Here is a 13,434-nt window from a genome sequence, read left to right as displayed (position 1 = left end):
GGGTGTCACCGGACCGGGGGGGCAGTTCAACTCAGACGAAGCCCAGCTCCCGGACCGACGCACGCTCCTGCTCCAATTCGCTGACGGACAGGTCGATCCGTTCGCGCGAGAAGTCGTCGATCGCGAGGCCCTGAACTATGGCGAATTCACCACCGGCACAGGTCACCGGGAAGGACGAGATCAATCCTTCGGGTACTCCGTAGGAACCGTCCGAACACACGGCCATCGATACCCAGTCATCCTCGGCAGTACCGATCACCCAGTCGCGGACGTGGTCGATCGACGCGCTGGCCGCACTTGCCGCAGAAGACGATCCGCGCGCAGCGATGATGGCGGTGCCTCGCACCTGCACTGTCGGGATGAAATCGTTCTCCACCCAGTCGTGATCGTCGATCACCGCGAGCGCAGGCTTGCCCGCGACGGTCGCATGTGACAGATCCGGGTACTGCGTCGCCGAATGGTTTCCCCAGACGGACACTTTGCGGACCCACGACGCACGAACGCCGGTCTTCTTCACCACCTGGGCGATCGCTCGGTTGTGGTCGAGACGCGTCAGTGCACTGAACCGAGTGTCGGGTACATCCGGCGCGTTGTTCATCGCGATAAGTGCGTTGGTATTGGCCGGGTTTCCCACAACCAGCACCTTGACGTCCGAGGCTGCGTTGTTGTTGATCGCCTTCCCGTGCGCTGCGAAAATCGCGCCGTTCGCGCTCAGCAGGTCGGCGCGCTCCATCCCCTTGCTCCGCGGACGCGCACCGACCAGCATGCCGACGTTCGCGCCGGAGAAGGCGACTTCTGGATCGTCGGTGATGTCGATGGAGCTCAGCAAGGGAAATGCGCCGTCTTCGAGTTCCATCGCAACGCCTTCGGCAGCGGACACGGCGGCGGAAATCTCGAGCAGTCGAAGTTTGATCGGGACGTCAGCGCCGAGCATCTCCCCCGCAGCTATGCGGAAAAGCATGCCGTATGCGATCTGACCCGACGCTCCGGTCACCGTGACGGTTACGGGCGCAATACTCATTGCCGACTCCTCACCTGCCGTTTTCACGACTGTCCGTTCTACAACGCTGTAAGAACGGTTTCCACGCTAGTCGAGTAATCCGGCCACTTCGTGGTCTGTCAGTGTGGTTCTCGGCACTCGACCCTCCGCCGTCACGAGTTCGACGGCGCGGTACAGCGGACGCTCGGCCAGTCCGGCGCCGCGGGCTTCGGCACGCAACTGTTCGATCAGCACCGAAGACAACGCGGCAGCCGGTACCAACTCGCTGGCAGCGAGGGCGTTGGCGAGCTTGCGGAGTGCAAGGATCTCCAACTCACGCCCACCCCCCGCGGTATACAGCGCGAGCGGGATCCGAACGGTGGACCGTCCGTCGCCGAGTGTCAGGCTGACCTCGCTGATCCGCCCGGATCGCACCGTCAACGCCGCTGTGAGTACCTCGGCCACGTCGACGTCATTGGTTCGAAAACCAGCTTGCGCACGAACCCTGTTGCCGTACAACGTGATGTGTCGTCGCAGCGTCATCAGAATCGCCAGTGACGTCGGCACCGCGATGACGGCGCCGACGATCACTCCAACGGTCGCCGTCGAGAACACACTGACGATCAACCCGACGACCACACCGAACACCACGACAACAACGGCGAACTTCTTCAGCCGCGGCGCGATCAACGCCACGGGAACCAGATCGAGCGAAACCGGTTCGGCCTCAGTGCTCAACGAGATCCCCGAGCTTGTCGACAACCTGGTCGAGCGCAACCGTCTCCTGCTCACCTGTTGCCAACTGTTTGACAACGACGAGGCCCTCTTCGAGCTCACGCTCGCCGAGAACCAACGCGATTGCGGCACCCGAACGATCAGCTGCTTTCATCGAGCCCTTCACGCCACGATTTCCGTACGCCAGGTCGACACGAATTCCGTTGGCACGCAACTGATGCGCGATCTTCACCAGTGCCGCCTTCGCATCGGCGCCCATCGGCACACAGAAGACATCGACACGTGCCGGTGGCGCAACCGACTTTCCCTCGGCCTCGAGAGCGAGAACCGTGCGGTCGACGCCGATTCCGAACCCGATCCCCGAGAGCGGCTGTCCGCCCAGTTGTTCCATCAGACCGTCGTAACGACCACCGCCGCCGATTCCGGACTGCGCGCCCAGTCCGTCGTGCACGAATTCGAAGGTCGTCTTGGTGTAGTAATCGAGGCCGCGAACCATGCGCGGGTTGACGACATAGGGCACACCCAAGGCGTCGAGGTGCGCGAGCACCTCGTCGAAGTGGGCCTTGCAGCTCTCCGACAGGTGATCGAGCATGAGCGGTGCGCCCGCAGTCATCTCACGTACATCCGGGCGCTTGTCGTCGAGCACCCGGAGCGGGTTGATCTCCGCGCGTCGACGCGTGTCCTCGTCGAGCGGAAGTGCAAAGAGAAACTCCTGCAGCAGTTCGCGGTACTGCGGGCGGCAGGTGTCGTCGCCGAGAGAGGTGATTTCGAGGCGGAAGCCGTCGAGCCCCAACGACCGGAACCCGGCGTCGGCGATCGCGATGACCTCAGCGTCGAGTGCGGGGTCGTCGATCCCGATGGCCTCGACGCCAACCTGCTGCAACTGGCGGTAGCGACCGGCCTGCGGGCGCTCGTAGCGGAAGAACGGGCCCGCGTAGCTGACCTTGACAGGCAACTGTCCACGATCGAGGCTGTGCTCGATGACGGCACGCATGACGCCGGCGGTTCCCTCGGGACGCAACGTCACCGAACGGTCGCCACGGTCGGCGAACGTGTACATCTCTTTGCTGACGACGTCGGTGGACTCGCCGACGCCGCGCGCGAACAAGCCGGTGTCTTCGAAGATCGGCAATTCGATGTGGCCGTACCCGGCCAACCTGGCGGCGCGCGTCAAACCGTCACGAACGGCGACGAATTCGGCTGACTGCGGCGGAACGTAGTCCGGAATGCCTTTGGGTGCAGAAAAGGTGCTGGCTTTACTCACGAGAGGTACTTTTCCTTATTCTTGTGCGCTGAGTCGAACGAGAAACGGGTTCGAGCGTCGCTCGGCGCCGATCGAACTGTTGCCGCCGTGCCCGGGCAGGACCACGGTCTCGTCACCGAGTACCAGTAGCTTGCGGGCGATCGAGGCGAGCAACTGCTCGTGATTTCCGCCGGGCAGGTCGCTGCGCCCGATGGAACCCTGGAACAGGGTGTCACCGGTGAACGCCAAGTCCACGGGTCCGTCCTCGGTGTTCGCCTGGGTTCGGAACACCACGGATCCCTGCGTGTGCCCGGGTGTGTGGTCGACGACGAACGTCATTCCCGCCTCGGTGATCTTGTCGCCGTCGGCCAGTTCGATCACCTCGTCCGGCTCCACGAATGTCATGCCTTGGATGAATTCCTTCATCGTCGGGCCGATCCCCCGTGCCGGATCGCTGAGCATGTAGCGATCCTCGGGATGGATGTACGCGGGTACGGAATACCGCTCACAGACCTCGCGGGCCGACCACACGTGATCGAGATGACCGTGTGTCAGGAGGACCGCGTTGACCGTCATGTCCTTCGAGTCGAGATATTCGAAGAGCGGCTCGGCCGCATCCTGCCCCGGGTCGACGACTACGCATTCGCACGCGTCGTCCTGGGCGAGTATGTAGCAGTTGGTTTGGAACATCCCGGCCGGAAAACCAGTGACGAGCACGGGGGCAACTCCTCTTCGAAGGGCGGAAACGAACAACACGGTGTCGGTTACAGCCTAAGCTGCTGCCCCGCCAGTAAGTTCTCAGGTTGCAATGGGAGACTCTGACGACGAGTAGAGCCGCTTGCCGAAGCCGACCACAGGGTGTCGCTCGGCCGGCCGACCACGATCCACCCGCGATACGGAGGACTACAGCAGTGCCGAGTAACGAGCAACGCCGCGAGGCGGCGAAACGCAAGCTCGAGCGTCAGCTCGAACGTCGCGCAGAACGTGCCCGCAAGCGCAAGCAGATGACGATAGCCGGAACTGCACTCGGCGTAGTTGTCGTAGTCGGTGTCGTCGGCGGCCTCATCTGGTTGAGCAACCGCAGTGACGACGACGCGAACACCACCAACACTGCAGCCGACGACTCGAGCCTCACGCCGCAGACTGCGGGTGCGATGCCTGCTGGTCTGTCGACGCCACTGGCCGACACGGTTTCCTGCTCGTACCCGGCCGACGGTGCTACCGCGTCCAAGGCCAACAACCCTCCTCGTACCGATGGCATCCCCACCACCGCACCGGACGCGACGCCGAGCATCAGCGTCGAAACGTCACAGGGGAACATCGGGCTCACGCTCGACGGAACGAAGTCTCCGTGCACGGTCAACAGCTTCGTGAGCTTGGCGCAGCAGGACTACTTCAACGACACCACCTGCCACCGTATGACGACGAGCCCCTCGCTCCAGGTTCTTCAGTGCGGTGATCCCTCCGGCACCGGCAGCGGCGGCCCGGGGTACGGATTCGACAACGAGTTCCCCACCACGGCGTACGCCGCCACCGACCCCGCAGCGCAAGAGGCAGTCACCTACGCGCGCGGCACGGTTGCAATGGCAAACACCGGGGCACCCGGTAGCAACGGCAGCCAGTTCTTCCTCGTATACGGCGACTCGCAGCTTCCGCCCCAGTACACGGTTTTCGGCACGATCGACGAGACCGGGCTCGCCACTTTGGACAAGGTCGCGGCCGGCGGATCGACGCCCGAGGGTGACGGCAAGCCGAATCTGACCACCGACATCAAGACAGTAAGGCTCGACTGATGCGACACAATCCTGTGATGCGCTTTCCCGTGATCCGCTTTCCCGTGATCATTGCCGCTGCAAGTGCCGCGGCTCTGCTTCTGGCCGGTTGTTCCAGTGATTCCGGTAGCTCGGACTCGCCGTCCAGCACCTCCAAGGCGAAGACCACAACGGCTGCCATGCCGCCGCTCGACATGTCACAGTTCGAGGCACTCCCGCCGGTCCCGGCTCAGGCCGCTGCAACCGTCGACTGCTCGTACCCGAGCGCGGCGGGTGCAGCGAAGACCGTCAATCCACCGAGCTCCACCGGCGTGTCCACCGAGGGCATCGTCACCGTGGCCTTGACGACGACGGCCGGCCCGATCGGGATGCAACTGAACCGGGCCGAAGCCCCGTGCACGGTCAACAGCATCGTGAGTCTGACCGAGCAGAAGTACTTCGACGACACCCCGTGCCATCGACTCGTGACCAGCCCCGGTTTGCAGATCCTGCAGTGCGGCGATCCGTCGGGCAAGGGAACGGGCGGACCGGGCTACGGCTTCGACAACGAGTACCCCACCACTGCGTACTCCGCGAACGATCCGGCGCTGTCCTCGCCGGTCGTCTACCCCCGCGGCACGCTGGCAATGGCCAACTCGGGTGCCCCGGGTAGCAACGGCAGCCAGTTCTTCCTCGTCTACGAGGATTCGGTCTTGCCGCCCAACTACACGGTTTTCGGCACCATCGACGACGCAGGCCTGGCGACCATCGAGAAGATCGCGGCCGACGGCGACGACGGTGGCATGGGCGCAACCGGTGGCGGCGCACCGAACACCCCGATCACCATCGAGACTGCAGTAGTCGCCTGACCCCTTGTGCGCCTTTATTAACCGCCCGCGGTCAATAAAGGCGCACAGCAGTCTACGAGGCAGAAGTCACGCGGTAGACGTCGTAGACGCCTTCCACGTTGCGAACCACGTTGAGCACATGACCCAGGTGCTTCGGGTCGCCCATCTCGAAGGTGAACTTGCTGATCGCCACCCGGTCACCGGAGGTGGTGACTGAGGCGGACAGGATGTTCACCTTCTCGTCGGCCAACGCCTTGGTGACGTCGGAAAGCAACCGATGACGATCGAGCGCCTCGATCTGGATCGCAACCAGGAACACCGACGTCGCTGACGGCGCCCATTCGACGTCGATGATTCGCTCCGACTGATCGTGGAGCGAGTTGGCGTTGGTGCAGTCGGTACGGTGCACGCTGACTGCCCCACCGCGCGTGACGAAGCCCAGAATCGAATCGCCCGGAACCGGTGTGCAACACTTCGCCAGCTTTGCCACCGTGCCGGGAGCCCCGGGAACCAGGATTCCGGAGTCGCCCGTGCTGCGTGTGCGCACCGGCATGGTCGACGGCGTCGAACGCTCGGCCAGTTCCTCTTCGACGGCGCCGACGCCGCCCAGATGAGCAACCAGACGCTGCACGACGTGGTGCGCCGACACCTGACTCTCGCCTACGGCCGTATACAACGCGGAGACGTCGGGATAACGAAGTTCGTGCGCAATGGTGCTCATCGATTCGGCATTCATCAACCGCTGCAACGGAAGTCCCACACGGCGGACTTCCTTCGCGATCTGATCCTTGCCGGACTCGAGCGCCTCCTCACGGCGTTCCTTCGCGAACCACTGCCGGATCTTCGCCTTGGCGCGTGGGGAGACGACAAACGTCTGCCAATCGCGACTCGGCCCGGCGGTGGCAGCCTTCGACGTGAAGACCTCCACCACTTCGCCGTTTTCGAGAGTTCGTTCGAGCGCGACCAATCTGCCGTTGACCCTGGCACCGATGCATCGGTGCCCGACTTCGGTGTGCACGGCGTATGCAAAATCGACGGGAGTCGATCCGGCAGGCAACGTGATGACGTCACCCTTCGGTGTGAAGACGAAGATCTCCTTGACCGCGAGGTCGTAACGTAGCGATTCGAGGAACTCCCCCGGATCAGCCGCTTCACGTTGCCAGTCGAGTAGCTGACGCATCCACGCCATGTCGTCGACCTCGGCGATGTCGCCCGCGTGCTTGCCCTTGGTCTCCTTGTACCGCCAGTGCGCGGCGATACCGAACTCCGCGGTCCGGTGCATGTCCTGGGTCCGGATCTGGACCTCCAGTGGCTTGCCTTCCGGTCCCACGACGGTGGTGTGCAGCGACTGGTAGACGCCGTAGCGCGGCTGTGCGATGTAGTCCTTGAAGCGACCGGCCATCGGTTGCCACAGCGAGTGGACAACGCCGACCGCGGCGTAACAGTCACGCACTTCTTCGCACAGAATGCGGACGCCGACCAGATCATGGATGTCGTCGAAGTCGCGGCCCTTGACGATCATCTTCTGATAGATCGACCAGTAGTGCTTGGGCCGGCCCTCGACGATGGCGTTGATCCGTGAGGCGGACAGAGTCGAGTTGATCTCTGCCCGAACCTTGGCCAGATAGGTGTCACGAGACGGCGCGCGATCTGCGACCAGTCGAACGATCTCGTCGTACTTCTTCGGGTGAAGGATCGCGAACGAGAGGTCCTCGAGTTCCCACTTGACGGTAGCCATACCGAGACGATGCGCAAGTGGCGCAATGACTTCGAGAGTCTCTCGCGCCTTGCGCGCCTGCTTTTCGGGCGGCAGGAATCGCATCGTGCGCATGTTGTGCAGTCGATCCGCAACCTTGATCACGAGCACGCGCGGGTCCCGCGCCATTGCGATGATCATCTTGCGGATGGTTTCGCCCTCGGCTGCGGTGCCCAGAACGACCTTGTCGAGCTTGGTGACTCCGTCGACGAGGTGAGCGACCTCGTCACCGAAATCCTTGGTCAACTCTTCGAGTGAGTAACCGGTGTCCTCGACCGTGTCGTGCAGAAGGGCGGCAACGAGAGTGGTGGTGTCCATTCCCAACTCGGCCAGAATGCTTGCGACGGCCAACGGATGCGTGATGTACGGATCGCCGGACTTGCGCCGCTGGCTCGAATGTCTGTCCTCGGCGACGTCGTACGCACGCTGGAGCAGCGCGAGGTCGGCCTTCGGATACAGCTCACGGTGGAGGCTGACCAACGGCTCGAGCACCGGGCGGATGGTGGCGTTGCGCTGACCGGTGATGCGCCGAGCAAGCCGAGCGCGCACCCTACGAGAGGCGGAAGCGGGCACGGCCAGGTTCTGCCCACCCCGATTGCCAGTAGTTTGCGCAGATCCCGAATCGTCGGGCACCGCGGACTTCGATGGTGTCGTCTCCGGAGCGGGAACTGCACCCGTCTCCTGCGACACTGCACCCGAGTTCTGTGATCGATCAAGATTCGACGTCATGTCGCCACCTCCTACCACCGAGTTGGATGAGGCAACCGCCCTGCATCGGGTAATTGCCCTGGAGGTCTAACTCGACCCCCAGGAGACAACTTTAATACTCAGACCTTCACCAGGGATGTCAGTGGGTACTTCGAGAAGCGATCTCGACCGCGCAATTCCTCGATCTCGAGTACCACTGCGACGCCGACGACGTTCGCTCCACCCAACTCAACCAACTGTACAGCCGCCTCGAGTGTCCCTCCGGTAGCCAGAACGTCGTCGATCACCAGAACGTTCCGCCCGGTGAGATCGAAGCCGTTTGCCGGGATCTCGAGAGTCGACGATCCGTACTCGAGGCTGTACGAGCGAGAGAGCACCGGCGGCGGCAATTTGCCGACCTTGCGCACGGCCACCACCCCAGCACCCATCTTCGCGGCTGCGCCGGCACCGAGCAGGAATCCGCGGGCATCGACGGCCGCGATCGTGTCGGCGTCCGGGGCACAGGCGACAAGAGCGTCGAGCACGGCGCCGAATCCCTCGGCGTCGGCGAACACCGGAGTCAGATCGGCGAACCGCACTCCAGGGCCCGGGAAGTTGTCTGCCCAGCGGGTCAGCCGAACAACGGCGTCTCCGGCAGCCCGGTGGATTGCGATCAATTCTTCAGGCGTGTGCATTGCAACGCCATTCGAGACGGTCATCTGCGTAGTACCCATCTGTCCATGTTCCAGCCGGTAGCGGCCCGAGTCGGATTGACCAAGACTGCCGACATGCCTGGAGCTACAGCGACAGTTCGTAGTTGATTGAACAGTGGAATCGTAGGCACCTGAGTCCAGAGGATGTTCTCCGCCTCCACCGAGAGTCCCAATTGCGCACTCGTGCTCGCATCCACGTTCAACTGATCGATGATCTGATCGATCCTCGCGTTTCCGTAATTGCCTAGGTTCGCGCCGTTGCCCGATCGCAACGCGCCGCGCGCGTCGATCATGCTCGCTGTTCCCCCTGCCCCGACTTTGCCGGCCATGCCGGAAAGCACAGCGTCGACTCCCCCTGACGACAGATTCGCAGGATCGAAGCTCTCGCTACTCGCGTCCTCGATCGTGATTCCCGCCGGAGCACACGCGGCTTTGGCTTCGGAGACGATCTGCGCCCGCACCGGGTCCGGCGCCAGGTACCCGACTCGGACGGTCAACTGTTCGAGGTCCGCTTCCGACAACGAAGTCTTCGCAGCCTCGACGTCGGAATTGGCGTACCGATCACCGTCGACCGCAGCGGCGTCGCTGTAGACCAGTGAATCCGGCGCCATCAGTCGCGAATCGACCACGCCGGAGCCCAGGCCGGCCTGCGGCGCATTCTCCGTCTGCCCGAACTTCTCGAACAACGCTGACCGCGGAACACAATGCGCGAACGCTCGCCGCGCGGCTTCGTCGCCCAGAGAACCAGACGTCGCGAGAACGAACTGCTCGATCGACCGCGACGGAATCTGCTGGACGTCGAAACCGGACGGCGTACCGAGCTCGCCTGCCGACCCGGAAGCGACGTCGACGACCTCGATCGAGTTCTTGTCGAGATCCTCGTTCAGATTCACACCACGCGGCCAGACGACGATGCGATCGGTCGCCGGCTGGTTACCCCACCACCGCTCGTTCGCGACCAGCACCAGACCGTCGTCGGCACTGTACGAGTCGATTCGATACGGTCCGGCGGAAGGCAGTACCGAAGTGTCCACCTGACCTGGAGTCAGGTTCCACCCGATGTTCCAGAAGTCCGCGATCTTCGACAACGCTTCGGTGTCACCGGCATTCACCGCGCTCACCACGTCGCTGACGCCCGTGCGCTGCGTCACGATGTGTGAAGGCATCAACGCAGTCGCACCGAACAACGAACGCCAATCGGTGAACGATCGCCCGGGTTTGAAGAACACCGTCGCGTCCTTCGACCCGCTCTGGCAGTCGATCCGGTCGATGTCCGCGTAACCGAGATTGTTCGCCGTGTCGAACATGGGCTTGACGGCACCGTCGACGTCTTCGGTGAACCTGCCACTCGACGCTGCCCACGTGAGGACCAGATCGTCACAGGACATCGGAATCCCGTCGGAGTACACGGAAGCCGGATTGAGCTTGTACGAGACGGTGAGCACGTCACTGGGCAACTCCGACGCCGTTCCGATGTCGGTGTCCGACACAGGCGCCCCCGCCGGACCGGTGAACGTGAAACCGGGAAGCACCCGGCCGAACGCGGCCATCGCTCCGGACACCGACCCAGCTGTCGTGTTGGCGTTGTACGTGGTGATGGAGTTGTCGATGGCGTATCCGATGGACGGAACCTGCTCGGCGCTTTCCGAGCAGGCCGCCAACGAACCCGCAGCCACCGCGGTGGCTGCAACGAACGTCATCGATCGAACCAGTGTGCGTGTTGGGAGCATGTTCAGTGCCCCTTCTTGTTTCGCTTTCCGGTCGGCCGCGCACCCGGCTGCGGAGCAACCGGCGCACGACGTGCAACTGGAGCGCCGACGGCAACCGTCTGCGTACCCTTCTCGGCCAGCGTAGCCCGGCGGGAGAGCACCTTACGAGTGTGGGCGGCGACGGGTCCCCAGCGTTCCTTCATCGACACCAGGAGCGGCGTCGCGAAGAAGATCGAGGAGTACGCACCCACGATGATTCCGACGAGCTGAACGAGCGCAAGGTCCTTGAGTGTGCCGACGCCGAGCATCCAGACCGCGACCACCATCAGTGCGATCACGGGAAGCACACTGATGACAGTCGTGTTGATCGATCGCATCAGGGTCTGATTCACCGCGAGGTTGGCCTGCTCGCCGTACGTCCGGCGCGTCAGGTGCAGAACACCGCGAGTGTTCTCTTCGACCTTGTCGAACACGACCACCGTGTCGTACAGCGAGAAGCCGAGAATGGTGAGCAGGCCGATCACCGTCGCGGGAGTCACCTCGAAACCGACGAGCGAGTAGACGCCGGCGGTGACGATGATGTCGAAGAACAACGCGACGATCGCGGCTACCGCCATGTCTCTCTCGAAGCGGACTGCGATGTAGATGCTCACGATCACCAGGAACACGATCAGCGCGATCAGCGCCTTCTTGGTGATCTGGCCGCCCCAGGTTTCACTCACGTCCGCGAAACTGATGGCTTGCGCCGACGGGTTCCCGTCCTTGTCCTTGGGCTGGAACTCGTCGAAGAGTGCCGACTGCAGTTCGTTGATCTGCGTCGCGTTCAACGTCTCCGACCGAATCTGCACGGTGGCACTGGCACCCGAGCCGACCGTCTGCACCGTTACCGGCTCGAACCCGAGCGTGTCGGAGTAAACGGTTTCGACCGCCGATGTCTCGACTCCACCCTCGGCCGGGAACTGAATGCGCGATCCACCCTCGAAATCGATACCGAAGGTGAAGCCGCGCAGGATGATGCTCAGCAGCGCGATAGCGACCAGAGCGCCGGTCAGTCCGTAGTAGAAGCGACGCTTGCCGACGACCTCGAACGCACCCGTTCCGGTGTACAGCCGTGAGAGCCAGCTGTGCTTGGGCATCGCGCCCTGATCGACGCCCGAGTCGGTGATCTCCGATCGGGCTGTGGCGTCTGCGGACTCCGCCGAGGAACTGTTGGAGGACCCCACTGAGGCATTGTTGTTGGACTCGCTCATGCTCGTGTCTCCTTAGCCGACGCAGCGGCGGCAACCTTACGTTCGCGGGCAACCTCTTGCACTGCGCCGAGACCGTTGACGCTGGGCTTGGACCAGAACGCCGAACGGGACGCCATGCTGACCAGTGGCCACGTCACGAGGAACACGACAATCACGTCGAGGATGGTCGTCAGGCCCAAGGTGAAGGCGAAGCCTCGCACCTGACCGACCGCCAGCACGTACAGAACTGCAGCGGCGATGAAGCTCACCGCGTTGCCGGAAAGAATGGTCCGACGCGCTCGCGCCCAACCGCGTGGCACCGCCGAGCGGAAGCTACGGCCCTCACGCATTTCGTCCTTGATGCGTTCGAAGAACACGACGAACGAGTCGGCGGTCATACCGATACCGATGATCAGACCAGCCATACCGGCCAGGTCGAGTGTGAAGCCGATGTATCTACCGAGCAAAACCATGATCGCGTAAACCATGACTCCCGAGAGAATCAGCGACAACGCCGTCAGGACGCCGAGCATGCGGTAGTAGACGAGGCAGTACAGCAGAACGAGCACAAGACCCACCGCGCCGGCGATCAGTGCCGCCTGCAGTGACGCCAGGCCGAGCGTGGCCGAGACCGTCTCGGCTTCCGAGGCCGCGAACGACAGCGGAAGCGAACCGTACTTGAGCGTGTTGGCCAATTCCTTGGCACTGTCAGCGGTGAAGCTGCCGGTGATCGAGGTGGCGCTGCCCGCGGGCGTTGCGCCTTGAATCGTGGGAGCGCTGACGACCTTCGAGTCGAGCGTGAACGCTGCCTGCTTGCCGATGTTGGCTGAGGTGAACGCGGCCCATGTGTTGCTGCCCGTCGTCTTGAACGAGAGGCTGATCTCGTGACGCGACTGCTGTGAGTTGAAGACCGACGAGGCGTCGGCGATCTCCTGGCCGTCGATGATCGAGGGACCGAGGAGATAGATGTTCAGTCCGTCTTGCGAGCACGCGACCAGCGGCAGCGTGGGGTCGTCGTTTCCACGAAGTGGATCTGCGACGGAGCAGTCGAGGTTCGCCACTGCTTGCTGCTGGACGGTCGGATCACTGCTCTGCCGGAGGGCGCGCGCTGCGGCGATTTCCGCTGCTGCTGCGTCGCCTTCGTCGGTGCCGTCGCTCGACGCGTCCCCGGTGGGTGCCGGAGTCGTTGTCCCCGGCGCGGGCGCTACCTCGGGAGTTGTCGGGTCCTGAGCCAGGAACGGACGGTTCTGCGGAGTCTGAGTCCCGTCAGCGGGCGCTTCGGGAGCCGGAGCATCAGTAGCCGGAGTTTCGGCCGCTGGTGTCTCGGGTGTCGCAGTCCGGCTCGCGTCACGGGTGGCGACATCGATCGAACCGGTCACCGGCCGGATGTAGAGGCGGGCGGTCTGACCGAGCGAGCGGGCCTGTGCGCTGTCGTCACCGGGAACGGTGATGACGAGGTTGTCACCGTCGATGACGACCTCGGAGCCGGAAACGCCGAGACCGTTGACCCGGGTCTCGATGATCTCCTGCGCCTGCTTGAGACTGTCCTGACTCGGAGCGCTGCCATCCGGGGTACGAGCGGTCAACGTGACGCGCGTTCCACCCTGCAGGTCGATGCCGAGTTTCGGCGTGGCCGACTTGTCTCCAGTGAAGAACACCAGGGCATACAGTGCCACCACCAGGACCCCGAAAAGGGCCAGGTAGCGGACCGGATGCACCGTTCCGGTGGAAGGTGCCACGATCTTTAAGTCTCCTCAGTATGTGCAGAGCTTCAGTAAGTGCAC

General features: G+C 63.4%; 11 protein-coding genes. 2 read left to right on the top strand and 9 right to left on the bottom strand.

Translation table 11 applies throughout. The annotated features are described in order from the left end of the window. Nucleotides 1–31: 31 nt before the first annotated feature. The 4 genes from QM716_RS13325 to QM716_RS13310 form a co-directional block, all read right to left on the bottom strand. Nucleotides 32–1,021: a malate dehydrogenase gene (locus QM716_RS13325; protein WP_283304570.1), complete on the bottom strand. Its 990-nt coding sequence runs from the start codon at nucleotides 1,019–1,021 to the stop codon at nucleotides 32–34. A gap of 66 nt (nucleotides 1,022–1,087) precedes the next feature. Continuing rightward, nucleotides 1,088–1,717: a hypothetical protein gene (locus QM716_RS13320; RefSeq protein ID WP_283304569.1), complete on the bottom strand. Its 630-nt coding sequence runs from the start codon at nucleotides 1,715–1,717 to the stop codon at nucleotides 1,088–1,090. Continuing rightward, nucleotides 1,707–2,978, bottom strand: a complete 1,272-nt coding sequence (gene hisS / locus QM716_RS13315) for a histidine--tRNA ligase (RefSeq protein ID WP_283304568.1) — start codon at nucleotides 2,976–2,978, stop codon at nucleotides 1,707–1,709. Before hisS ends, QM716_RS13320 begins: the two co-directional genes overlap by 11 nt. Before the next feature lie 15 nt (nucleotides 2,979–2,993). Further along, on the bottom strand, nucleotides 2,994–3,674 hold the full coding sequence (locus tag QM716_RS13310) for an MBL fold metallo-hydrolase (RefSeq protein ID WP_283304567.1): 681 nt from the start codon (nucleotides 3,672–3,674) through the stop codon (nucleotides 2,994–2,996). Nucleotides 3,675–3,868: 194 nt separating this feature from the next. Between QM716_RS13310 and QM716_RS13305 the strand changes: the two genes are divergently transcribed. Together QM716_RS13305 and QM716_RS13300 are read left to right on the top strand one after the other, a co-directional pair. After that, nucleotides 3,869–4,750 (top strand): peptidylprolyl isomerase, encoded by an 882-nt coding sequence (locus QM716_RS13305; protein WP_283304566.1) that lies wholly within the window; start codon nucleotides 3,869–3,871, stop codon nucleotides 4,748–4,750. A gap of 17 nt (nucleotides 4,751–4,767) precedes the next feature. Beyond that, complete coding sequence (locus QM716_RS13300; protein WP_502942030.1) at nucleotides 4,768–5,577, top strand: peptidylprolyl isomerase; 810 nt, start codon at nucleotides 4,768–4,770, stop codon at nucleotides 5,575–5,577. 52 nt (nucleotides 5,578–5,629) lie between these two features. Here QM716_RS13300 and QM716_RS13295 read toward each other — a convergent pair whose 3' ends face one another. The 5 genes from QM716_RS13295 to secD form a co-directional block, all read right to left on the bottom strand. Then, nucleotides 5,630–8,041: a RelA/SpoT family protein gene (locus QM716_RS13295; protein ID WP_003943344.1), complete on the bottom strand. Its 2,412-nt coding sequence runs from the start codon at nucleotides 8,039–8,041 to the stop codon at nucleotides 5,630–5,632. Nucleotides 8,042–8,139: 98 nt separating this feature from the next. Continuing rightward, on the bottom strand, nucleotides 8,140–8,718 hold the full coding sequence (locus tag QM716_RS13290; RefSeq protein WP_502942049.1) for an adenine phosphoribosyltransferase: 579 nt from the start codon (nucleotides 8,716–8,718) through the stop codon (nucleotides 8,140–8,142). Next, entirely contained in the window at nucleotides 8,715–10,442 is a 1,728-nt protein-coding gene (locus QM716_RS13285; protein ID WP_283304565.1) for an ABC transporter substrate-binding protein, read from the bottom strand. The genes QM716_RS13290 and QM716_RS13285 overlap by 4 nt, the downstream gene beginning before the upstream one ends. Before the next feature lie 2 nt (nucleotides 10,443–10,444). After that, on the bottom strand, nucleotides 10,445–11,671 hold the full coding sequence (gene secF / locus QM716_RS13280; protein ID WP_283304564.1) for a protein translocase subunit SecF: 1,227 nt from the start codon (nucleotides 11,669–11,671) through the stop codon (nucleotides 10,445–10,447). Beyond that, nucleotides 11,668–13,389 carry a protein translocase subunit SecD gene (gene secD / locus QM716_RS13275; protein ID WP_283304563.1) on the bottom strand — a complete coding sequence of 574 codons (1,722 nt, stop codon included), beginning with the start codon at nucleotides 13,387–13,389 and terminating at the stop codon, nucleotides 11,668–11,670. Before secD ends, secF begins: the two co-directional genes overlap by 4 nt. Nucleotides 13,390–13,434: the final 45 nt, after the last annotated feature.

Origin of the sequence: Rhodococcus sp. IEGM 1409 (assembly GCF_030056735.1) — a bacterium.
GTDB lineage: Bacteria > Actinomycetota > Actinomycetes > Mycobacteriales > Mycobacteriaceae > Rhodococcus_F.
The sequence above is the reverse complement of the archived record's forward strand: the minus strand, read 5'-3'. Positions and strand labels throughout refer to the sequence as shown.

Coding starts and splice junctions, on each gene's coding strand:
- QM716_RS13325 (WP_283304570.1), bottom strand. CDS start 1,021: ATGAGTATTGCGCCCGTAACCGTCACGGTGACCGGAGCGTCGGGTCAG.
- QM716_RS13300 (WP_502942030.1), top strand. CDS start 4,768: ATGCGCTTTCCCGTGATCCGCTTTCCCGTGATCATTGCCGCTGCAAGT.
- QM716_RS13295 (WP_003943344.1), bottom strand. CDS start 8,041: ATGACGTCGAATCTTGATCGATCACAGAACTCGGGTGCAGTGTCGCAG.
- QM716_RS13290 (WP_502942049.1), bottom strand. CDS start 8,718: ATGACCGTCTCGAATGGCGTTGCAATGCACACGCCTGAAGAATTGATC.
- QM716_RS13285 (WP_283304565.1), bottom strand. CDS start 10,442: ATGCTCCCAACACGCACACTGGTTCGATCGATGACGTTCGTTGCAGCC.
- secF (WP_283304564.1), bottom strand. CDS start 11,671: ATGAGCGAGTCCAACAACAATGCCTCAGTGGGGTCCTCCAACAGTTCC.